The 20,598-nt window shown below is 52.4% G+C and carries 16 protein-coding genes and 1 pseudogene; 12 read left to right on the top strand and 5 right to left on the bottom strand.

The window, feature by feature from the left end:
- Positions 1 to 66: 66 nt before the first annotated feature.
- On the bottom strand, positions 67 to 5,544 hold the full coding sequence (locus tag AC4IE7_RS12350; RefSeq protein ID WP_490777145.1) for a PAS domain S-box protein: 5,478 nt from the start codon (positions 5,542 to 5,544) through the stop codon (positions 67 to 69).
- 263 nt (positions 5,545 to 5,807) lie between these two features.
- Here AC4IE7_RS12350 and AC4IE7_RS12345 point away from each other — a divergent pair, with 263 nt between their 5' ends.
- A complete protein-coding gene (locus tag AC4IE7_RS12345) occupies positions 5,808 to 6,746 on the top strand; it encodes a tetratricopeptide repeat protein (RefSeq protein WP_490777144.1) in 939 nt (312 codons plus the stop codon).
- 144 nt (positions 6,747 to 6,890) lie between these two features.
- Here AC4IE7_RS12345 and AC4IE7_RS12340 read toward each other — a convergent pair whose 3' ends face one another.
- The 3 genes from AC4IE7_RS12340 to AC4IE7_RS12330 all read right to left on the bottom strand — a co-directional run bounded on the left by AC4IE7_RS12340 (position 6,891) and on the right by AC4IE7_RS12330 (position 9,320).
- Positions 6,891 to 8,285, bottom strand: coding sequence for a hypothetical protein (locus tag AC4IE7_RS12340; protein WP_490777143.1), 1,395 nt, complete (start codon positions 8,283 to 8,285; stop codon positions 6,891 to 6,893).
- A 286-nt stretch (positions 8,286 to 8,571) separates the two neighbouring features.
- Positions 8,572 to 9,096 (bottom strand): hypothetical protein, encoded by a 525-nt coding sequence (locus tag AC4IE7_RS12335; protein WP_490777142.1) that lies wholly within the window; start codon positions 9,094 to 9,096, stop codon positions 8,572 to 8,574.
- An 89-nt stretch (positions 9,097 to 9,185) separates the two neighbouring features.
- Positions 9,186 to 9,320 carry a hypothetical protein gene (locus AC4IE7_RS12330; RefSeq protein WP_490777141.1) on the bottom strand — a complete coding sequence of 45 codons (135 nt, stop codon included), beginning with the start codon at positions 9,318 to 9,320 and terminating at the stop codon, positions 9,186 to 9,188.
- Positions 9,321 to 9,792: 472 nt separating this feature from the next.
- Between AC4IE7_RS12330 and AC4IE7_RS12325 the strand changes: the two genes are divergently transcribed.
- From AC4IE7_RS12325 to AC4IE7_RS12295, 7 genes are all read left to right on the top strand, one after another.
- The gene (locus AC4IE7_RS12325) at positions 9,793 to 11,406 is read left to right on the top strand and encodes a phage tail sheath family protein (protein WP_490777140.1); all 1,614 of its coding nucleotides are present in this window, start codon (positions 9,793 to 9,795) and stop codon (positions 11,404 to 11,406) included.
- A gap of 10 nt (positions 11,407 to 11,416) precedes the next feature.
- Complete coding sequence (locus tag AC4IE7_RS12320; protein ID WP_490777139.1) at positions 11,417 to 11,944, top strand: phage tail protein; 528 nt, start codon at positions 11,417 to 11,419, stop codon at positions 11,942 to 11,944.
- A gap of 155 nt (positions 11,945 to 12,099) precedes the next feature.
- Positions 12,100 to 12,825, top strand: a complete 726-nt coding sequence (locus AC4IE7_RS12315) for a T4 family baseplate hub assembly chaperone (protein WP_490777138.1) — start codon at positions 12,100 to 12,102, stop codon at positions 12,823 to 12,825.
- Positions 12,822 to 13,952 carry a hypothetical protein gene (locus tag AC4IE7_RS12310; RefSeq protein ID WP_490777137.1) on the top strand — a complete coding sequence of 377 codons (1,131 nt, stop codon included), beginning with the start codon at positions 12,822 to 12,824 and terminating at the stop codon, positions 13,950 to 13,952. Before AC4IE7_RS12315 ends, AC4IE7_RS12310 begins: the two co-directional genes overlap by 4 nt.
- A 4-nt stretch (positions 13,953 to 13,956) precedes the next feature.
- Positions 13,957 to 15,258, top strand: a complete 1,302-nt coding sequence (locus AC4IE7_RS12305) for a Pvc16 family protein (protein WP_490777136.1) — start codon at positions 13,957 to 13,959, stop codon at positions 15,256 to 15,258.
- A complete protein-coding gene (locus AC4IE7_RS12300) occupies positions 15,255 to 17,432 on the top strand; it encodes an ATP-binding protein (RefSeq protein WP_490777135.1) in 2,178 nt (725 codons plus the stop codon). The genes AC4IE7_RS12305 and AC4IE7_RS12300 overlap by 4 nt, the downstream gene beginning before the upstream one ends.
- Positions 17,429 to 17,686, top strand: a complete 258-nt coding sequence (locus AC4IE7_RS12295) for a hypothetical protein (RefSeq protein ID WP_490777134.1) — start codon at positions 17,429 to 17,431, stop codon at positions 17,684 to 17,686. The genes AC4IE7_RS12300 and AC4IE7_RS12295 overlap by 4 nt, the downstream gene beginning before the upstream one ends.
- 109 nt (positions 17,687 to 17,795) lie before the next feature.
- Here the strand turns inward: AC4IE7_RS12295 and AC4IE7_RS12290 are convergent, their stop codons facing one another.
- Entirely contained in the window at positions 17,796 to 18,074 is a 279-nt protein-coding gene (locus tag AC4IE7_RS12290) for a hypothetical protein (RefSeq protein WP_490777152.1), read from the bottom strand.
- On the opposite strand from AC4IE7_RS12290, the pseudogene AC4IE7_RS12285 reads away from it, so the two are divergent.
- The 4 genes and pseudogenes from AC4IE7_RS12285 to AC4IE7_RS12270 all read left to right on the top strand — a co-directional run.
- Positions 18,073 to 18,558: pseudogene (locus AC4IE7_RS12285) on the top strand (eCIS core domain-containing protein); the annotation flags it as partial. The gene AC4IE7_RS12290 and the pseudogene AC4IE7_RS12285 sit on opposite strands and share 2 nt — an antisense overlap.
- A gap of 48 nt (positions 18,559 to 18,606) precedes the next feature.
- Entirely contained in the window at positions 18,607 to 19,434 is an 828-nt protein-coding gene (locus AC4IE7_RS12280; RefSeq protein ID WP_490777151.1) for a hypothetical protein, read from the top strand.
- 167 nt (positions 19,435 to 19,601) lie between these two features.
- Positions 19,602 to 19,955 carry a hypothetical protein gene (locus tag AC4IE7_RS12275; protein WP_490777133.1) on the top strand — a complete coding sequence of 118 codons (354 nt, stop codon included), beginning with the start codon at positions 19,602 to 19,604 and terminating at the stop codon, positions 19,953 to 19,955.
- Between the two features lie 22 nt (positions 19,956 to 19,977).
- Positions 19,978 to 20,595 (top strand): hypothetical protein, encoded by a 618-nt coding sequence (locus AC4IE7_RS12270; protein ID WP_490777132.1) that lies wholly within the window; start codon positions 19,978 to 19,980, stop codon positions 20,593 to 20,595.
- The last annotated feature ends 3 nt before the right edge of the window (positions 20,596 to 20,598 follow it).

Below are 20,598 nucleotides of genomic sequence, written 5' to 3'. Positions count from 1 at the left end.
GGGGCAGGGCCCCACCCTACGCCCTGAATTGAACGGTAGGGTGGGGCCCTGCCCCACCAAAACGGCTTAAGTAAGTGCCATTCGCCCTAGACCGTAGGCTAAGAAAACATCATCCAGCTCATCACTTGGCGCAGGTCTACAGTAGAGATATCCTTGTGCAGCTTCACAGCCAATATCCTTTAGGTGAGTCGCCTGTTCCTGAGTCTCTACACCTTCAGCGATAACCATCAGGTTAAGACTCTTACCGAGTGCAATCACAGCACCAGCTATCGCCAGATCGTTGGCATCCTCAGGGATATCTCTTACGAACGATTTATCGATTTTGAGCTTATTGATCGGTAGACGTTTAAGATAGCTGAGGGACGAATAGCCGGTTCCAAAATCGTCGATGGATAGTAAAACGCCCAACTCCTGCAGCGCCTCAAGCTGACTGATAGCCGCCTCTGCCTGCTGCATGATAAAACCCTCAGTGACTTCCAGTTCTAAATATTCTGCAGGAAGGCCTGATTCATTCAATGCACTCCGGACTTCATCGACCAGACCTCCCCTTTGGATCTGCGGGCCGGCCACGTTAACAGCAATTCGGCCAAAATTAATACCCCGCTTTAACCACGCCGCGCCTTGCTTGCAGGCGTTCTGAAGCACCCACCTTCCCAGTGGAAAGATAAAACCTGTCTCTTCAGCCAGTGGAATGAAACGCGCCGGTGAAATCATCCCGAGATCAGGGTGCCACCAGCGAACCAGGGCCTCAAGACCAATCAGCGTACCACTCTTTAAATCGATCTGTGGTTGAAAAAAGAGACGTAATTCATCGTTATCTATAGCACGACGCAGACCGGCCTCCAGCAACACCCGTTCGAATGCATCCCGAGTTAACTCTTCGGTATAGAACTGGTAGTTATTGCGTCCCTCATCCTTCGCACGATACATGGCGGCATCCGCATTTCGAAGCAGCGTATCCGCATCTTGACCGTCACTTGGATAGAGACATATTCCGAGACTCGTTGTCACTGAAACCTCCCTCCCTTCAAGCAAAAAAGGTTGCTCGAATGACTGCAGAAGTTTTTGTGCCACATTAGTGGCATGTTCCGGCTCATCGATCTCTTCCAGCACAATGACAAACTCATCACCACCGATACGGGAGACCGTATCCTCCTGACGCACCACCTCCAACAGCTTTTTTGACACCTCCTGTAACAGCATGTCTCCCACGGGGTGACCCAGACTGTCGTTGATATGTTTGAAACGGTCGATATCAATAAAGAAGACGGCCAGATTACGTTGATGACGCTCCGCATGTTTAATTGCCTGCTCCAGACGTTCTGTAAGTAACAAACGATTTGGCAGGTCAGTCAATGCGTCATAGTGGGCCAAGTGATCCAGTTGTTCTTGAGACTGCTTAATCTGGCTGATATCGGAAGAGACTGACAGGTAGTGTGTGACTGATCCCTTGCTGTCAGTAACTACACTTATGTTCTGCCATTCAGGAAATATCGATCCATCCTTGCGTCGGTTCCAGATTTCACCTCGCCAGCGACCTGTTTCATCAAGGGATTTCCACATGCTTTGAAAGAAATCTCGATCATGCCGACCTGACTTCCACAGACTGGGATTTTTGCCAATCACCTCTTCTCGAGAAAACCCCATGATATCCAGAAAAGCCTGGTTGACTTCAACGATCAGCCCATCAGCTCCGGTAACCACGATCGCCTCAGCCGTGTTGTCGAACACGTTCGCTGATAATCTCAGACGTTCGTTTATCTGTCGTGCACTTGTCAGATCATGAATACTGGTAAGTATGCCAGTAGGCTTACCGGTTTTATCACGAATCAGATTAATGGTCATATCGATAGGATGGCCATGTAGGTTTGCAGGGTCATCAGCTTCCAGCGTAATTGTGCCCTCCTGCATCTTTTCCTGAGCTTCGCAGATTGGGCATTGTCGACATTTATCCTGTGGATGTATCAGCTCAGCAATATGACGTCCCTTGCACTGTTCTGGTTTGGCATTCACCATCTTGTAGAACGCCTTATTGGCCCGTCGCAGACACCTCTCTGTATCAAGCATGTAGACCACATCGTCGAGTTGATCCATTGCCTGGGTCCACTCTGCGCCAGCACGGTCCAGTTCATGCTCTACCTTTTTACGACCGGTTATATCCTGAACGATACCGATCAGCCGGACTGGATTGCCCTGCTCATCCAACTCCCTTGACGCCTTGCAGTATAGCCAGTGTTGCTCTCCATCCAGGCTGTTTACGCGGTACTCCATCTCATGTTTTGAGCCTTCTTTGATTGTACTCTTAAGCGAATTATTGACTGCAGGCCAATCATCAGGATCAATCAGGGAAGAGAGTAACACTGACCCAACAGGCTGTCTGGGATCGGTACCGAGTATGGCGTGAATCTCACCCGACCACTTGGCCAGACCCGTTGCAACATCCAGTTCCCAATGTCCCATGGAGGCGGTATGTTCTGCCTCAAGCAGGCGCTTTTCACTCTTGCGAATCCGTTCCAGTAACAGATAGCCGGACAACGCCATGGCTATACGCTCGGAGATAGCTCGAAACAGGGCTTGCTCAACTGAATTCCAGCGGTATGCGTTTCGACATTGGTGAATCACCAACAGCCTTGGCGCCGCATCTTCCAGATGCAGTACCATCACCATCTCACTCTGAATAGCCAATTCATGGTATTGCTCATCCCCTAATGCAACCTCACCTTGATATCGCAGATAGGGCAAGGCTTGCGAGAGGGTAGATCTCATTATCTCCGAAAAATATCGGTTCATCTTCAGCTTCTCATCCGTGGCACGCACACTCCGATATTCTGGCCTGGAGGATTCATGTATGACTTGGTAAAAAGAGGCATCAGGATCGCAGGGATCGATCATCCATACTCGATCAGCCTTAAATATATTCAGCATCAAATCCATCAAACTATTCATCAGGCTACCTGAAAACTGATGTTCACTCATTAGCCGAGATACGCTATCAAGACTCTCCAGGTACCAGGTATGCTGCTCAATCTGCTCGAGTGTTTTCTGGCGCTCCATCACAGTGCAGAATGTCTCCGCTGCTGTAAGAAAAACACTGATATCCTCCTCCTGCCAAACCTTGGCCTCCGTTTCAGCATCGAATCCGATAAAACCTTCAATATTCCCCGATCCCTGCAACGGAACATTTATAGCCGATGCGATTCCAGTCTCCTGCATATGTTTTCGCAGAGCCGGCATATCACTGCCGCTGTCAGCAAGAGAGATCGTCAATACCTTTCCTGTGCTTAAGAAATCGAGCAGATCCTGGAATGAGTCGATTTGAAGATCTTGTAACAGTGATTTCTGTGGCAACATCCCATCCGCACACCACTCATGTGTATTGGAGAAGAGACCGCGCTGACGATCAACCAGGAACAGATAGCTACGCCCTGCCTCCACAGCCTCACCAAGTTGCTGCAAAGATGAGTTGATCTTGCTATCCAATTCACTGCTATCCACTTGAGCCAGATCTGTCGAAATCGCTGCAAGAGTTGATTCCAATTTAAGGCGGTAGTGCAGTCTTAACTCATTTTCATGGGCTTCGGTGATCTCTTCCACAACCTCGATATAGGTATCTGGTTTCTCACCAAGCGCCCAGTTCGGCGACACAGTAAGGTTCACCCACACCACCGAGCCATCTTGATGGTAATAGCGTTTTTTCTTTGAGAATGCCCGAACCTCACCTGCCAATAACCTACTCATGTTATCCAGATCGGACTGCAGATCGTCAGGGTGGGTAATATCCTTAAAGGTCATGCCCTCGGACATCTGCTTTGCGCTATAACCTATCATCTCGCAATAGCGACGGTTGATACGCAGATAACGTCTTGTACGCGAATCGATCAGCGCAACGCCAATAGCCGCCTGCTCAAAGATACTCCGGAACAGCGCTTCACTGTGAGCCAGATCCTCCTCAGCCTTTTTGATTACAGTGATATCCCTGGCAATTCCAAAAACACCTGTCACTTCCCCATCAATGACCACAGGCCCCTTGGTAGTCAGATAGGGAATAGCACTATCACCAGCGACCACAGACTCTTCATAAGTCTCAGTGTTACCGGTTTCTATGATGCGGCGGTCGTCCTCACGAAACTGCTCTGCCAAATCGCTGGGAAAAAGAGCAAAATCATCCACCCCGGTCACCTCATCCCTGGGCTTTCCTATAAGGTTGGCCAAGGCCTGGTTACCCAGTAGATAGAGTCCCTCCCTGTTCTTCACAAAGATGGCATCAGAGGAGCCCTCGACCAGTGCATCCAACATGCCGTGAAGTCGATTCTGCTGCTGTTGGTGCAGGTGTTTTTCGGTAACATCCTGTACCGTTCCAGCAGAGCGTAACGGCTTACCTGCCTGATCAAAGTGGGTCTCACAACGCATGTTGATGTACTTCACCCGTCCTTCTTCGAATTGCAGGCGATGTACGCTATCGAATGGCTTTCGTTTGATTAACGACTTGTTATAAGCACGACTGACGTTTTTACGGTCGTCAGGATGAACCAGCTTAAGAAAGGCTTCGAACGTTTTGCTAAAACGTTGCGCGTCGACCTCGAAAATTCTATACGCCTCATCTGACCACCATATCGAGTTTTTGGCGAGATTCAGTTCCCAACTGCCAATGTGTGCCAAGCGCTGTATTTCCGCCAGTCGCTCCTCAGTACGGCGTAGCTCTCTCTCGGTCTGCAGATCAGTGCGCAACTTGTCCAGATCTGATTCCCGTTGATCCAGCGTTTCACGTAAATGTTCGACATGGCGATTGTAAAGCTGTTTCACAATATCGTGGCGTGTTACCAGACCGATAACAGTATTCGCCCCATTTACCACGACCAGACGACGAATTTTGGAGCTATCCATGATGTGCATGGCTTCAGGCAGTGGGGTATATTCAGTTACAGTAGTAACAGGCTTGGTCATGTGTTTGCTTAGGGGAGCCTCAAAAACAACACCTGCCTGCGACTCTATACGAACCAGATCCCGCTCAGTGAACATCCCCACCGGCTCGCCCCGCTCCTCTATAACCACACAGGAAATATGATCCCGTGTCATCATCCGCACGGCATCTTCCACCCAGGCATCGCTTGGAAGAGTAAGCACATTGTGAATCATCACTGCGCCAACTTCCTTAAATCGAACCAGAAACTCGTTCCCAATATGCTGAAGAAAGTCGCCCTCAGTGACGATACCGACAAGCCCCCCAGACTCGTTAACCACAACCAGGTGGCGTACACGTTGTTCGGTAATCAGAAGGTAGCCATCCTGATATCCCATCTCCGGTAACGCAGTCAGCAGCGGTTTACCCATAACCTCTTTAATCTGGGTATCGTCCATGCTATAGCGTTTATAAGCGAGCAGAACAGCGTCGCGCTCAGTGAAAATACCAACCGGCTGTTCACCTTCCATCACCACCAATGCAGAGACTTTTCTCTCCCGCATCAACTCCAGTGCATTGCGCACCATACAATCAGACTCAATTGTGGCGACTTGGGCTGTAAGTATATCAGCGAGGGTCAGCAACTTTTTTCCCCTGTTCACCTATGAATACCGAATACTCTACACCGTTTTACAGCCTCATCCCTATACTTTAGGTGTAAAATCGTGGATATCATGGTGAGATAAGGAATCTTAATAGTATTAACTTGACGCCTGATCTTGGCCTATGTAGGCCCAGGTTAATAGTGAGTCGCTGAGGCTTTCAGGAAACAGACTTTTCAGTGAGAGGTCGACATGGCACTTGCAGTCATCGGATATATGAATTTTAGTCTGAAGAGGAGAAAAAATTGTTAAAGCCACGCGCCTTCATTGCCATCCCTTCCGCCACGAAACCGAATGAGAGGATGGCGTTAGCCAGTAAAAACTCCCGCATAGGTGATATGCTGCTTCTGGCAGAGGAAGCCCCTGCCTCACCATTCAAAGCTGAAGCCTATATCACTGCTGGAAGCGCATTGCGCAAAGCCGGGCAGTTTGACTTTGCACTGGAGCAACTGGAGAAGGGCCTGGCAATTACCCCTTCCGATCTTCAAGGTTTACGCGAAAAAAGCGACTGCATGCAGGCACTGGCCATGGCGGGTAACCCTGAAAACAGATTGCAAAGTAAACAGCATCATATTCAAAACACCGTGCATCCAACAGCCTCGCCTGAACAGTGGAGACCGCGCAAAGTCATACTGTTCAGTGGCCACATGATCGATACTCCAGGGCGAGAAACGCCACGCTTCCCACCCGAGAAGAGAGAAGTTGCAGCCCAACGAATCAGTACAGAACTCGAACATCTCGATGTCGGAGCGGATGATCTGGCGTTAACCCAAGGTGCTTGTGGTGGTGATATTCTTTTCACAGAGGCCTGCCTGCAACGGCATGTTAAGGTGCATTGGTTGCAGCCATACGATGAGCCGGATTTCATCCAGAGATCCGTTTTGCCTGGCGGAGAGGTCTGGCGAAATCGATACCAAAAGATAAAGCCTCAGTTGGCGGCGCCGATCCTGTCCGCGCCTGCCGCCCTGGGTGAACCTCCAAAACACTCCGGGCACGGTTACGCCTATGTCAGATGCAACCTTTGGCTGCTCTACACCGCATTGGCCTATGGTGTGGATAGAGTGGTGTTTCTCTGTCTCTGGGATGGTAAAGGTGGAAGCAGCCCTGGAGGAACTGCGCATATGTATGAAGAAGTGAATCAGAGAACTGGAAAAGTAATCAGGATTGATAGTCATTCATTATAAATGAAATATGACCACCTCTAGACTTCCAGCGAAATAGAAGCAGATAGATAAGGATCTATTTTATCTTTTGCAATTGATGATGGAGAAATGAATATACAAGATTATATTCTTCATCGAACTCTAAAGAGGATTAAGTCTGAACCACTACGGTGAATTAGTCGGGTAGCAGGCTTCAAACAATCTTTTCGTCAACTGATCCGCAACCCTGGGTACTGTCGATTGTACTGAGAACAGTTTTACCTGTGGCTTTGCCAAGCCGAGGTTAGGTGAACTTCCCGGATGCTGCTTCCAGAGTCTTTGAAGCTGTTGTTCCAAAAATGTTTTATCAGTAGTGTCGTCAACCACAAAAAGGATACGATCAAGCGACACAGTGGTAAGTAACTGTTCAAGTTCCCAGAGACAACCCTGATTCCGCTTTGAAAAACTGCGCAGATCCATCAATACAACATCACACTCTGCGGCCAACCGTTGCATACAGATCTGCCAGGTATCATTGCGACAGAAAAACTCATTCACCCGGTAGCGACCATCCGGATCGGGTCGACAATTCCGAAATGAAAATCGCTTTTCAAAGACAGACGGGGTATCAATGAAACTGCGTGACAGATGGCCACCCATATAATCGAGAAATTCGTGAGGCTCTACAGTACTGGTCACCAGATCTGGCCCAGCGATCATATCGATGTTACCAACACGAAGCCAGCGCCTGGAAAGAGTGTCGAACATGCGTTCGCTTTTGCGCCCTAGAGAGAACACGCGCAACAGCAACACTGAAGGTGGTTTTTCTGAATTGATCTGCGATTTTAATTTAGAGAAACCTATCCTGGTGATCTGCTTATAAAGAATAAATGCCACCAGACCGGTAAAGATCCACAACCAACCTTCAAAAGCCAGAGTGATTGACTGAAATAGAGCAAACATCAACCAAAGCGCATCCAGATTGAGGGACTGGTCACTCATTCGCTTTGCCCGGTAGGCAGAACCCAAGCGCCCAAGTAGCCACCAACCAAAAAGCCCCAGCAGGATAACCACTGCACCTATAAGTGCAACAATCGAGAAGTAAATCGCGAAAATAAGTTGTTTTTGACTTTGCGAGGTGGCCGCTACCACTGCCACAACGATAACCCCAGGCCAGGCATAACAGACAAACAACCAGAGCAGACGGACCAGAGGAAAGCCACCCCCGGCTGTTATCATCCAGGGCAGGCTTAACACCAGGGCATAGATGACTCCAGCCACTCCATACACCAGAGCAAGCCGTTGCAGTGAAACGGAAGTCGCATCGAATAAAACTTTTGCGCGCCCCTGCAGAAGCGCTTTATCTTTAAGTGTGGTTATTGTCAGGGGTGATAAATTGTCAGCAGGCACCTGTGTACTGGTAACCTCAGTCGGCGTATTCGACCCTCCACCGGCCCCCATGGATCGAATCACTGCACGACGGTAGAGCCACAGTAGTAAAAAAGAGAAGATCATGGTCAGAGCTGCGCTTACCAGGATGATGAAGGGTAGCGCCCCAGTCAATGCGGTCGTCAAATCCATCTGCGTCTCTCAGGCAAAACGGGGCAATCAGCATGAGCAATTATCTGATTACAATTTTGAAACCTTTACCCCTTTAAAATAGACCGATATCGTCTTTGATTGAAGATTTTAAATATGTGGGAGTTTCAGGAACCACCAAGTAGGGCCAGAACAGGTTGTCAATCATAACTGGGCAATTTATTGTGCGGATCGCGCATAAGAGAGCACTATGTAAGTGTTGCGACCAGTGATAGAAAAAAAGTTGAGTTCTTTCATGCTTTGTCACGCTCAACGCTTGTAAAGAAGCTCAAACTGCCAATGAACAATTGCCCCCTTCTTGATCAGCGACACCAAATTCTATTAGCCGTTGAAAAAACTCATCATGTTGAATGTAGTGGCTACCGTCACAGGAAAAGTTCATTGCAATCATTCCATTCAATCGATTTACTGATGCACTGCGAAGATAAACCTGCTCATCTGATAGTCGAAGACGCATAAATTCTGCCAGAGTCAGACCAAGCTGATCCTGATTGATATTCGGTTGTCGCCCTTCATAAGATAGAGGCGGAAAGCTATCCAGAAAATCTGGGGCTAGAACCTCCTCCTTAACATAGACCCTGTAGTTATATGGATCATCATAGAACCAGCAGGTCAACTGCGAAGATGAGTAGTGGGCTTTTATATGAAAAGCACCTTTGGTAATGCACATCGCACAGATGATGCGGTGTATCTCGTCAAGGTTTTCATCGAAGAGACTGGTCTGACGTGACTGCTGAAACAAAAACGCACGCACAGAAGGATCCCCTTTTACCTGCAACCAACGCTGTGGCATATCAGCACCCCGTTAAGATGGTTTTGAGTCTGTAGTAATAACCTAGTGAAATAGTCAGCTATTGTCCACATGTAGTCTCTAGGGTAATTTCAGATTGCGATTATCGCTGCGTAGCGCTTAGCGAAAGCTTGAACCTGGATTCCGCAGTAGACCACTGATGTCTGACGTGAGTTGATGGTATGCAGCGTGGATTGCGGACTGTCTCTACGCCTAAATGATGGCATGCTGCTCCGAAATGCGAATCTCATAGCCGACGGGTATTTAAACGGGTATTACTGATATTTCACATGTCGCATTGACAATATTTTATAGCTAGTCTAACTTTTAGGATATTAATTCTTGTCTGATTTCAGGCCCTGTTGGATCTCGCTGAGGGCCAAATGATATTAGATGAAGTTTCATGTAAGTCATTTTAAATAGGGAATCAAAACCCATACGACAATACGTTTGCATGATGATCAGTATGCGGCGCATTAATAACCCACTGCATGACCAAAATCGGAAAGGGAGATCAAGGAATGACTCAGACTTGTAACAAACCCTTTTTTGGAGTTATTCAACTCCTGTTTTCCAACAAAATACAATTCCAATCAATATTTGGACTAGACAGTATCAGTTACATTTACCTCGCTAAATGTCACTGATATAGGGCACGTATCTCAATATCCCATCAACACTATTTGAGGAGCTCTAATCATGCCTGTCACCGTATCCTATCCAGGTGTCTACATTGAGGAGGTACCCAGCGGTGTACGCACCATTGTTGGCGTTGCAACCTCGATAACGGCCTTCATCGGCCGTGCAGCCAAAGGGCCAGTCAACAGCCCTGTCACGATCAATAATTTCGGAGATTTTGAACGAGCCTTCGGCGGACTTGGGCTGGACTACCCGCTAAGCTATGCGGTGCGCGATTTCTTCATCAATGGCGGTGTGACGGCGATCATCGTCCGTCTCTACAACCAACCTGCACAGGGTGGCGACTCTACGGCCCAGATAGACGCCAACGGCCTGACACTTGATGCTGCCAGTGAAGGTTCATGGGCTAATACGTTGCGTGTACGTGTCGATCACGATGTGCCAACACCAGCCAATCCGGGCGATCCCCACCCCCTGCCCTGGGTGGACAGTTTCGGACTCAGCAGCAGCGATCTGTTCAACCTGACTGTACGGGACACGATGACTGGCGGTGAGGAGAAACTGCTCAACTTGACCATCGCGGAAAGCCCACGTCGCGTCGACCGGGTTTTGGAAAAATCGTCGAGCTTCGTTCGTCTATCCGGAGCATTGCCTGGGGCTATTCCCAGCGCCGACAGCGCGATCACTGACCCGGCCACCGATCCGGTCTGGACCGATGACACCTTTAGCAGCCCGGTATCCACGAATGGTGAAGAGAGTTCACCACTCAACCAGGGCGCCTATGAGGGCAGCCAGTCCCTAAAGACGGGACTCTACGCGCTCGAGGATGCCGATCTCTTCAATCTGTTCTGCATCCCACCCGACACCCGTGGCGGTGATGTGCCGACAGCCGTCTGGTCAACCGCTCTCTCATACTGCCAGTCGCGACGCGCCATGTTGATTGTCGATTCACCCTCAGGCTGGAGCAGCGCGGCAGATGCCCGCGACAATCTCGACACCGACATCGGACTGTCAGGAACAGTGGCGCGCAACGCGGTTATCTATTTTCCTCGCGTAAGGCAAGCGGATCCTCTGCTGGATGGTCAACTCGACACCTTCGCGCCCTGCGGAATTATCGCTGGCGTTCTGGCACGCACCGACGTAACCCGTGGCGTGTGGAAGGCGCCTGCTGGAACCGACGCCGCACTGAGAGGTATTCAAGGGCTCTCCGTGCCGATGACCAATGATGAGAACGGTATGATCAATCCATTGGGCATCAACAGCCTGCGTGCCTTTCCCATTATCGGACGTGTAGTCTGGGGCAGTCGAACTCTGCGCGGAGCCGACCAGCTGGCGGACGAATACAAGTATATCCCGGTGCGACGTCTCGCTTTGTACATCGAGGATAGTCTCTATCGAGGTACCCAATGGGTGGTATTCGAACCCAACGACGAGCCGTTGTGGTCACAGATCCGGCTCAATGTGGGGGCCTTCATGCGTAACCTGTTTCGGCAGGGGGCCTTCCAGGGCAGCTCTCCTCGCGACGCCTACTTCGTCAAAGTGGACAGTGAGACGACAACCCAAAATGACATCAACCTGGGTATCGTCAATGTGGTGGTTGGTTTCGCGCCACTCAAGCCTGCCGAATTCGTCATTATCAAGATCCAGCAGATAGCGGGACAAATCGAGAGCTGAGGAGACAAGCATGGCCCAATTCAGCGTGAATACAGAGAGATTCGATCCCTATAAAAATTTCAAGTTTCGTATCAAGTGGGATGGACGATATGTGGCAGGTGTGAGCAAGATCAGTGCTCTCAGCCGCACCACCGAAGTCGTCGAGCATCGTGAAGGGGGAGACCCGAGCACGGTTCGGAAATCACCAGGACAGTCAAAATTCGAAGCCGTCACCCTTGAGCGTGGTGTCACTCACGACACCGAGTTCGAGAAGTGGGCGAACAAGGTCTGGAACCTTGGTTCCGGGCTGGGCTCCGAGGTCTCGCTACGCGATTTCCGTAAGGATGTCATCATCGAGGTCTACAACGAGTCTGGACAACTCGCTATCTCCTACAACGTATTGCGATGCTGGCCTTCCGAATATCAAGCGCTTCCAGAGTTGGACGCCAGTGCCAATGCTGTGGCTATCCAGACTTTAAAACTTGAAAACGAGGGTTGGGAGAGGGACGAAGCAGTCACCGAGCCGACGGAAGAGAGTTTCACTGAACCGGCTGATTAGTCGGCTTGTGAATCCCCATAGTCAGTGTAATGGGGAATCACTTAACGAAAGTAGAAAGCTGGCGCACGGAATCGATATCCAGTAGCTGATCCCTATCACGCCTGCTCTGGAACACTCAACTTAAGGACCAGCAAATTGCTGCAGTCACATTAGCTATGCGTGAATTAACGCCACAAGAAATGATGGCAGCTTGGGAGGCTGGGCAGAGACGCTCACTTGCAGACAAGGCATTACTGCTGCTCTCCTATGCCAACCCAGAGCTCAGCTGGGATGCGCTTGCGGCACTCCCGATCGGTGAGCGTGACAGTCGTCTTCTTCAGCTCAGGGAGTGGACTTTCGGTAAAGAGCTGACGAGTCTTGCCATCTGCCCTGCATGCCGGGAAGAACTGGAGTTGAGCTTCAGCGTTGCTGATCTCCAGGTCACTCCACCCATGCAGAAAGAGTCCCAGTTATCTATTGAACAGGGAGACTACCGGGTGGAGTTCCGCCTCCTAAACAGCGCCGACCTGGATAATCTGGAGGGGATAGACGACCTACACTCGCATCTGCTATGCCGTTGCATTGAGGGAGCCTGGTTTCGAGGTAAGAAGCGGGCCATCAGCCGTCTCCCCGCCAACATCGTAAGTGCCGTCGTTGAGCAGATGAGCGTTGCAGATCCTCAGGCCGATGTTCATACCGACCTCTCTTGTCCCGAATGTGGACACCGCTGGGAGGCAGCATTCGATATTGTCTCGTTTTTCTGGCAGGAGATCGAAAACTGGATCAAGCGCACCCTGCGCGAAGTTCATTTACTGGCATCGATTTATAACTGGCGTGAATCCGATATCCTCGCGTTGAGCCCCTGGCGGCGAAACTACTACCTCCAGATGGTGCAGCAATGAATGACTTCATCGACAATTTGCTGACACGTACCATCGACTCGACGGCAATCCTCCTGCCTCGGCCGTCATCCCAGTTCGAACCGATGTCGCCATCTGAATCGCCACCGTCTGCAGTGACATCGGAGCGTGAGACGATGCCGTCTGATATCTCGTTCGAGAAGCCGCAGCCTGTAATCAAGTCAGAGACTCTTGAGGCTCCATCAATATTGCTGACTGAGAAGAGCGTACCGATTACGGCGCCAGAGTCACCGGAAGTTCCCGTCTCTCATCCTACCCCATCGGTACAGGTGAAGAGATCCACTACATACCAGGAAGGGGTGACAAAGTTGCCTGGGGCAGCTGTGAGTGAACGCATCGAACAACATGAGTCAGCAGATCCTGCTCCTTTGTCTCCAATTCATGAGGATGGTTCTGCCGCTTCAGAAATACCCTCTATTGAGACCAGGCCAGGATCAACCGAGAGCGACACCGACCATCCGATCACGCTTTCGAAGCAACCCAAATCCAACCTGTCACCAACACCGGTTGAAGCGGCATCACCTAAGCCCAAGGAGGCGCCTGAGAGATCCAATGAAATACCCCATGAAGCGCCTCATCAGCCTCAGCATAATATCCTCCAGGCTATGGTGAGACAGATGGTACTGCAACCCATCTCACGCCAGGAGCCGACGAGGTCGGAATTAGAGCCAGCAGAGACTGCATCCAACACTGCGTCGCCGGCTTCCGAACCACAAAGGAGATCCAGGGACAATCTTGAAAGGGAGGCGACTGACTCTTTGCCGCTGAGTACGAGCTTGCATTCAGCACCGTACCCAGCAAATACAACACCCCGCAGAACGAAGCATCTGCAGAACCATAAGTCGGGCGAACTGGCATCGAACAGTGGCCCATTGCAGAGGCCACCGAAAGTCCCCTCCGCCTCGCAAACCTTGAAACCGCTGACACCGAAGATACCGCCATTTCCGGAGGTCCCGCAAACAACCGAAGTTCATATCAGCATCGGCCGAGTCGAAGTTCGTGCCACCGCTGAGAAGGCCGCCGCGCCAACCCCTCCGCAGCGGCAATCAAAGCCTGAGGTCATGAGCCTAGACGACTATCTGGCACAACGCACCGGGAAAAAAGGTTAGGTCCATGAGTAATGCCCTCGCCATCGCTGCTGTCACCCGCACACTGCGCAACCTCCTGAACAGTGTAGCGACCGCCGATTACAGCACCCTGCCCAATGATACAAGACCGACCGCCCAGATCGAGGTGACGACCCTGCCACCAGATCGCGTCCGCCTGCCCGACGCATCGCGCAACCGACTCAATCTGTTTCTCTACCAGACCGACATCAGCGCAGCGTGGCGCAATATGGATATACCCAGGCAGGTCCGTTCCGGCGAAAGCGGATACCCGCCTCTGCCGCTCAACCTCTTCTATCTGGTCACCGCCTACGCCGAGAGTGACAATGAACTGATCGGCCAGGTGATACTCGGCACAGCGATGCAGATCCTTCACGATCACCCCTTGCTAAGCCGTGCAGAAATCGGCAGTGCGCTGGCCCTAAGTGAACTCGACAGTCAGATCGAGCGGGTGCGCATCACGCCACAACCCTTTTCACTCGACGAACTCTCCAAGCTTTGGGCCGGCTTTCAATCCGAGTATCGTATCTCCGCCATCTATCAGGTGGCCCTGGTGTTGATCGAGAGCCGTCGCCCGCAACGTGCACCCCTGCCGGTGTTGCGACGTGGCGGCGAAGATCGAGGGCCACTCGTTGTCGCAGCGCCGGCACCGACCTTGCTGGAGGTCCAGGAGTTCTTCGACCCGACCCTGCCGACTCGGCCAACGCACGGCAAACCTGCCGCCGAACTGGGTGATGTGGTGCTACTCCGCGGCACTCACTTCGGCGACGAAGAGATGCACGCACGCCTGCGACACAGTCGCCTCGACACACTACTGTCACTGCCCCTCGAAGCAGAGCAAAGCGACACCGAAGTACAATTTCGTCTTCCCAATGCTTCTGACCCCGGCACTCCGGAGGCCTGGCCGGCAGGTTTCTACACCGTGGAACTGGAGGTCCAGCGGCCGACCCCACCGAACTGGACCACCAACCGACTGCCCTTCGGTCTCGCGCCGACCATCACCGGCATAACGCCTATGACGCAGGCCGTCGGCGCCCAGCCCTTCGATCTGACCTTGACCTGCACACCACAGATCCTCTCGGATCAGCGGACCGTGCTGCTCATGGGTGACCAGGAGATCACCCCTACCAGCGTCACCACCCCGGGTGATCCAGACAGCGACACGACGCTGATCTTTCCCATCGACGGACTGGAAGCGGGTGACTATGTCATCCGCCTGCGGGTCGATGGCGTCGACAGCATCCCGATCGATTTTACAAGCAGCCTGCCGCAGTTCGACAGCAATCAGACAGTGGTGATAACGCCATGAACGACCAGGCTATCGAAACCAACCTGGAGCAACGCACGGCCAGCAGTGAAGAGCAGTGGCAGCTCAACAACAATGCCTCTCTGGAGGCCGCATTGCACTGGCTGCGCCTGCGGCTGAAGCGTCTGGCGAGTCTATCCCAGAACATCGTCTCTGAACCGGCAACAGAGCCGACACGCAGCGGTTTTTTCCGTCGTCGTGAGTCGGAAACAAAGCACTTGTCGCTCCCTTCGACACCCCCTTACGAAGCGGAGCTTGAACAGGCCAGCAGCGATCTGAAACAGGCGGAGTCGGTCGAACCGCCGCCCGCGCTGATCATCCTGGGAAATCGTCTGGGCCTCTCCCGTTTTGAGCAGGAGGTGCTGCTGCTCTGCACTGCTGTCGAGCTAGACACCCGCATTGCCGGACTCTGCGCTCAGGCACAGCAGAACCCAAATCAAAGCTATCCCACCTTCGCCCTGGCATTGGCGCTTTTTGATGAACCGGCCTGGGACGTGCTCTCACCCGAGCGCCCACTGCGACAGTGGCGCCTGATCGAAATAAACCAGCCCGGAGCGCAACCGTTAACCACCAGCCCGCTGCGTGCCGATGAGCGTGTGGTCAACTACATCAAAGGGCTCAACTATCTCGATGATCGCCTGACACCGCTGCTGGTTCCCTTTGATGCAGCACCTCACCACTCCCTCACACCCTCCCAGGAAGCCGCCTGTAAAAGGGTGGTGCAGAGCCTACAACTGGCTTCCGGCAACGGTACTACACAGCCCATACAAATCATCGGCAGCGATCCGCTGAGCAAACAGCTGGTGGCGCAGCAGGCCGCCCAGTTACTCAATCTCAACCTCTATCGGCTACCTGTGGAACTGCTGCCACAACAGGCGGCTGACCTCGAATCCCTGGCCCGGCTGTGGCAGCGCGAGAGCATTCTGTTGCCTATTGCCCTCTTTCTGGATACCCACGAACACGAAGGGGCTGACGACAAAGAGAAGAGTAATGCTGCAACACCGTTGCAGCGCTTTCTCTCACGCAGTCGGGGGGTATTTCTGCTCAGTGTCCGCGAGGTCCGTGCTGATCTGAGTGCATCTATCCAAGCGGTCGAAATCAATAAACCGACGCCTGCCGAACAAGAGGCGGCGTGGACGAAAGCCCTGAACGGTGCATCCAGCGAGAGCCCCAAACTGCTTGCCGGCCAATTCGACCTGAATATAACCGCCATCCATCAGATCGTTCAATCAGCCGCTCAGGAAGCGGTGCATAGCGACATTCACAAAAGCCTGTGGCAAGCCTGTCTCGCCAACACCAGCCCACGTATGGAACAACTGGCGCAGAGGCTCAATCCCGTCGCCACCTGGGATGATATCGTGCTGCCCCCTGAAGAGATGGAGCTGCTGCGTCAGGTCGCTGTACAGGTGGCTCAACGCAGCCAGGTCTATGACGGCTGGGGCTTCCGCAAGCGTATGAACCGGGGACTGGGGATCAGTGCCCTGTTCGCCGGCGAGAGCGGCACTGGCAAGACCATGGCCGCTGAGGTGATCGCCAATGAGCTGGGCCTGCATCTCTACCGCATCGACCTGTCGGCGGTTGTCTCCAAATACATCGGCGAGACCGAGAAGAATCTGCGCCGACTCTTCGACGCCGCGGAGGACGGTGGCGCCATCCTCTTCTTCGACGAGGCCGATGCCCTGTTCGGCAAGCGCAGTGAAGTACGCGACAGCCACGACCGCTACGCCAACATCGAGACCAGCTACCTGCTGCAGCGGATTGAGTCCTATCGTGGTCTGGCCATCCTCGCCACTAATATGCGCAGTGCACTCGATGATGCCTTTATGCGCCGGCTGCGATTCGTGGTGACCTTTCCCTTCCCTGGACCACAGCAGCGTAAGGCGATCTGGAAACGGGCTTGGCCCGCTGAGACGCCATTGGGTGAACTTGATTACGACCATCTGGCCCGATTCAGTCTCGCTGGTGGCAACATCGCCAACATCGCCCTCAACGCTGCCTTCATGGCGGCGCAGCAGAAGGTGCCGGTGAGCATGCCGCTGATGCTCGATGCGGCCAGGGCCGAGTACCAGAAGCTCGAGCGACCCATCAACGAGTGCGACTTCTCCTGGGCAGGTCTAGCTCAACCGCAAGCAGGACAGCGATCTGACACCAAGCCCAACACTGAGGCCATTACATGAAGATCCACTTGTATATCGATCAACTGGTGCTTGAAGGACTCACGGTCGGAGACAGAGATATAGACACCGTCCAGGCTGCCTTCGAAGTAGAGTTGAAGCAGTTACTATCGAATGGAATGCTTACGCCGAACCTCCGCAACCGGAATGTTAGTGCTTGCGTACCTGTCCAAAACATCAATCTGGTCGATGCTGCAACTCCACACGACCTGGGTCAACACATCAGCTGGGCGGTCTACAGGGGGTTAAGCAGATGAATCAAGGCATCAAATCGCAAAGTCAAACGCTTACTACAGCGAAAATCGACACCCATAGAGGACTACTACAGCGCAAGTGTTCATGCGCCCGGCAATCGGGAGAAGATGATCAGGTCAGGCGCCAGAAGAAAAGCAGCTTTTTGCAAAGACGCGCAGCGAACCATGATGCACCTCCCGCTGTACCCTCCATCGTCGGTAAAGTATTACGCTCATCAGCGAAACCATTGGATGCGACCACGAGAATAAACATGGAGTCCGGATTTGCGCATAGCTTCGCGCATGTCCAGCTAAACCAAGCAAAACCACAGGTATCGAGCGCCAGTCTGGTAACGGATCGACCAGACAGCGGATACGAGAGTGAAGCGGACAGAGTGGCATCGGCAGTCATGCAGTCGCCCCGCAACATCGAGTCACCCACAGAATTCCAGCACGCAATCAACTTCGAGGGTGTGCGGCTGCATACGGGATATCACGCCGCGAAATCTGCCAGGGCAATGAACGCTAAAGCCTATACGGTCGGCAATCATATCGTTTTCGGGTCTGGAAATTACAATCCCCGTTCAACCGCCGGTAAACGGCTGTTGGCTCATGAATTGACTCATGTGTTGCAGCAATCCGGAACGAACACCGCACCAACAGGAATCTTGCAACGCACCATTGGCGATGGCCATGACCTGACGGCTACCCGCTTTCGCGGTAATGTCGTGCTGGAAGCAGCTTATGACGATGAAAGACTTATTAGAAAAGGAGACACTGGCCTTTCCGTCACTCTCATCCAGCAATCCTTGATAGACCAAGGTTACCCGCTTCCATTTCGTCGCGCAGACGGGGTATTTGGCGACGAAACCGTAGCGGCCGTAAAGCGGTTTCAAACAGACGCCGGCGCAGTTCTCATCGACGGTATCGTTGGACCAGAAACGATGGAACTCTTGGACCGACACGATACAACCGGCGCCGGGCATCCCCCAGCCACCACAGGACCAATTCCCGCACCCGCGCCTGCACTTGCAACATGCAACGCACCATTTTCCGGTGTAACTTTCTCGCTTGCAAATCAGAATGCCACCGGAAGCAGTCCTGCCGCGAATATCCGTGTCGCCTCAAACCATGGGCATGATTTCTTGTTCATGCAGGGAACCACCCCGATAAACTATGATCCAGAGATAACTATTCAGGCGCCGAACGATCCAAAAGCACGCGAGTTTCAAGTCGGTTTCGCCCAGAATGTGCTATCGACCAACCGTGTTGCCAGTTATCTGTCCGGAACCACAATACGAACCACCCTACCGAATGTACCGATAAAAGATGGTGCGCCTGGTGGCAGCTACAATCCCATATTCGTTTCAGGCCCCCATGCCAGCCTCCTGGAAAACTTTACCGCGAATGGCGACACCGTCAATCTAGACTGGCCGGATGCACCAGCCGATGGTGCATTCATCGATTTATTGAACAATCCATCGTGCTCGCCGCTCCGTACCCCATCGACATTGAGTACCATGACTATGCGGGACGAGTTCCGAATTTGGGTTCTTGTCCGGCATATTCCAAGCGGCTGCGTACATTCGCTTCATCATGTGGATTGGAATCTGAACTGGTCCGCTGGCTGCGTAACCGTCCCAATAGCTGGTACGGTTTGTGCCGCCGGATCCAATGTCAACAATGTAACCGAAGCAAACGGTGATGGTTCACCGCGATTCGTCCAAGGCGGACCTGTCCCTGCCGATGTCGTAGGTAAAACATGCACATGAATGGAGTTAATCATTCCACAATCGAGAGTTGCTCACCCATGCCTGTGAATCTACTGATTCTTGCAAGCTGTCTCTTTGGCAATACGTATGCATACAGCGTTGGTGAAGTCGCAAGTGCAACCGCTTACATTTCCGAGTGGAACCAATTCTCTCATCGGGAGGCAGCCATGAATGATCAAGACAATTCGCCACCCCCCCCGGCGTCTTATGACATCGGCGCTTTGCTTCACTATGCAGGACCCAGTCTTCGACAAACGGAGTCGCTATCGGATACCTGCGAGATTGCTGATATTCGCGACACCAAGGAGAACGAACGAATAATCGACAACCTACTCTCATCGCAGGGAATTTCCTTCAACATCGAACGACCCAGCTCCATGGGATGGCCGGGAATCCGGAACCGTCTAATCGTCAGCATCCCAAACAGCAGATGTCGTGAAGTACAAAAACTCTTTGCCGCGGCGGTTGAAGCATCAGCTTTAGACATGGTCGAAGGCAACGAGGGATTTTCCGCTTACTGACCACGTATCCTAGAGGCAAGTTATGCGTAAAGGCGCCATCATTGGACTAGATATCTTCAACCCCGTCGCAAGCGTGGTGGTCTTCCAGTTCAATCCGGAGAAGCTGACGCGCACGCTGACGCCGCAGACTTCCGGCAGCTCCGGCTCCATCTTCGAGACCCAACGATTGAAGGGCGCGCCCGAAGAGAGCATCCGTATGGAGCTGCTCTTCGACGCCGCCGATGCGCTCGCCGAAGGTGACGGCACCACCGAGTCCCTCGGACTCTATCCGCAGCTCTCTGCGCTGGAGATGCTGATCTACCCCAAGAGCGCGCTGGTCATCACCAACACGGTACTGCTGGCTACGGGAACTATTGAGGTCATCCCACCGACAGGACCACTCACCCTCTTCGTCTGGGGCCCGCAGCGGATCCTGCCGGTACAGATCAAGGAGTTCAGCATCGAGGAACAGACCTATGACTCCAACCTCAATCCGATCAAGGCCAAGGCCACACTCAATCTCAAGGTGCTCAGCTACAACGATCTTTCATTGATACATCCGGGCTATACGATCTTCGTAGGACATCAGATCGCGAAAGAGGTCTTCGCCACCATGGGCAGTATCGGCAACATGAGCAATCTTGACGACCTCTTTGCCTGACAA

The sequence above is a fragment of the Candidatus Thiodiazotropha sp. AKAK3 genome (assembly GCF_058244645.1).
This window is presented reverse-complemented; position numbering and strand designations above follow the sequence as displayed.

Bases quoted from the DNA above. Each gene is read 5' to 3' on its own strand.
- AC4IE7_RS12340 (WP_490777143.1), bottom strand. From the start codon at position 8,285: ATGGATTTGACGACCGCATTGACTGGGGCGCTACCCTTCATCATCCTG.
- AC4IE7_RS12335 (WP_490777142.1), bottom strand. From the start codon at position 9,096: ATGCCACAGCGTTGGTTGCAGGTAAAAGGGGATCCTTCTGTGCGTGCG.
- AC4IE7_RS12330 (WP_490777141.1), bottom strand. From the start codon at position 9,320: ATGCCATCATTTAGGCGTAGAGACAGTCCGCAATCCACGCTGCATACC.
- AC4IE7_RS12325 (WP_490777140.1), top strand. From the start codon at position 9,793: ATGCCTGTCACCGTATCCTATCCAGGTGTCTACATTGAGGAGGTACCC.
- AC4IE7_RS12320 (WP_490777139.1), top strand. From the start codon at position 11,417: ATGGCCCAATTCAGCGTGAATACAGAGAGATTCGATCCCTATAAAAAT.
- AC4IE7_RS12315 (WP_490777138.1), top strand. From the start codon at position 12,100: ATGCGTGAATTAACGCCACAAGAAATGATGGCAGCTTGGGAGGCTGGG.
- AC4IE7_RS12310 (WP_490777137.1), top strand. From the start codon at position 12,822: ATGAATGACTTCATCGACAATTTGCTGACACGTACCATCGACTCGACG.
- AC4IE7_RS12305 (WP_490777136.1), top strand. From the start codon at position 13,957: ATGAGTAATGCCCTCGCCATCGCTGCTGTCACCCGCACACTGCGCAAC.
- AC4IE7_RS12300 (WP_490777135.1), top strand. From the start codon at position 15,255: ATGAACGACCAGGCTATCGAAACCAACCTGGAGCAACGCACGGCCAGC.
- AC4IE7_RS12295 (WP_490777134.1), top strand. From the start codon at position 17,429: ATGAAGATCCACTTGTATATCGATCAACTGGTGCTTGAAGGACTCACG.
- AC4IE7_RS12290 (WP_490777152.1), bottom strand. From the start codon at position 18,074: ATGACTGCCGATGCCACTCTGTCCGCTTCACTCTCGTATCCGCTGTCT.
- AC4IE7_RS12280 (WP_490777151.1), top strand. From the start codon at position 18,607: ATGGAACTCTTGGACCGACACGATACAACCGGCGCCGGGCATCCCCCA.
- AC4IE7_RS12275 (WP_490777133.1), top strand. From the start codon at position 19,602: ATGAATGATCAAGACAATTCGCCACCCCCCCCGGCGTCTTATGACATC.
- AC4IE7_RS12270 (WP_490777132.1), top strand. From the start codon at position 19,978: ATGCGTAAAGGCGCCATCATTGGACTAGATATCTTCAACCCCGTCGCA.